The sequence below is a fragment of the Microbacterium sp. BF1 genome, assembly GCF_019279095.1.
GTDB classification, from domain to species: domain Bacteria; phylum Actinomycetota; class Actinomycetes; order Actinomycetales; family Microbacteriaceae; genus Microbacterium; species Microbacterium maritypicum.
This window is the reverse complement of the sequence record NZ_JAGYWT010000661.1, coordinates 1-1,102: the sequence shown is the minus strand read 5'-3', so window position 1 is coordinate 1,102 and position 1,102 is coordinate 1. Positions and strand designations below refer to the sequence as shown.

General features: G+C 71.3%; 1 protein-coding gene. It reads left to right on the top strand.

Annotated elements, in window-relative coordinates:
• Positions 1–926 (top strand): beta-galactosidase small subunit (locus tag KZA10_RS15815; protein ID WP_256934978.1); only part of this gene is annotated, 926 nt, incomplete at its 5' end.
• Positions 927–1,102 lie beyond the last annotated feature (176 nt).

The window sequence follows — 1,102 nt, the reverse complement described above, 5'->3', positions numbered from 1 at the left end:
CCCGGGACCACTGTCGGCGGGTGTGCCTCACGCCGCCGACAGTGGTCCCGGGCACGCTGAGCATCGGCGTGCACGGGGCCGGTTTCCACGTGCTGTTCTCGCGCATCTTCAACGGGCTGACCTCGTACCGCTTCGGCGAGACGCGCACCGGTGGCCGGGAGCTGCTCTCCGGGGTCGTCACCCCGAACTTCTGGCACGCCCCGACGTCGAACGAGCGCGGCTGGGGCGGACCGTTCGAAGAGGGCCAGTGGCTGCTCGCCAGCAGGTACGGTCGCGCGAGCCGCTTCCACGAGCCGGCGGACATCTCGATCGAGCACGTCGACGGGGGAGTGCGCATCGGCTACCGCTACGAACTGCCGACGAACCCGGCGACGTACTGCGACCTGAGCTACCTCATCGACGGCTCGGGCCGGGTGGAGGTCACCCAGCGGATGCACGTTCCCGACGGGCTCCCGCAGATGCCCGAGTTCGCGACGATGCTGGCGATGCCCGCCGATTACGACCGGGTGCGCTGGTACGGCGAGGGGCCGGAGGAGTGCTACGTCGACCGCCGCGCGGGCGCGCGGCTGGGGGTCTACGACCGGAGCATCCCCGAGATGCTCACGCCGTACATCCGTCCGCAGGAGGCGGGTAATCGCACCGGGGTGCGATGGGCGGAGGTGACGGATGCCCGTGGCGCGGGCCTCCGCTTCGAAGGCGATCCGACGATGGAGTTCTCGGCGCTGAGCTGGACGCCCGCCGAGATCGAGAGCGCGCTGCATCCCAACGAGCTGCCTCCCATCCACCGCACGATCGTGCGGCCGGCGCTGATGCGCCGCGGTGTCGCCGGCGACGACTCCTGGGGTTCGCGTCCGCTGGAGCGCTACCTCCTGCCGACGGGAGACCTCGAGTTCCGGTTCGCGTTCCGCGGCATCCAGAACCGCTGAGCCCGGCTCAGCCGACCCGCGCCGTCCCCGATCCCGGGGGCGGCGCGGTGCTCGCCCGCACGATCAGCTCGGTGGGCACCGGGTCGGCGGTGGTGCGCTTCTGGTGCTCGATCCGGTCGATGAGCATGCCGACCGCCGCGGTGGCGACACGGTCGAAGTACTGGTGCACCGTGGTC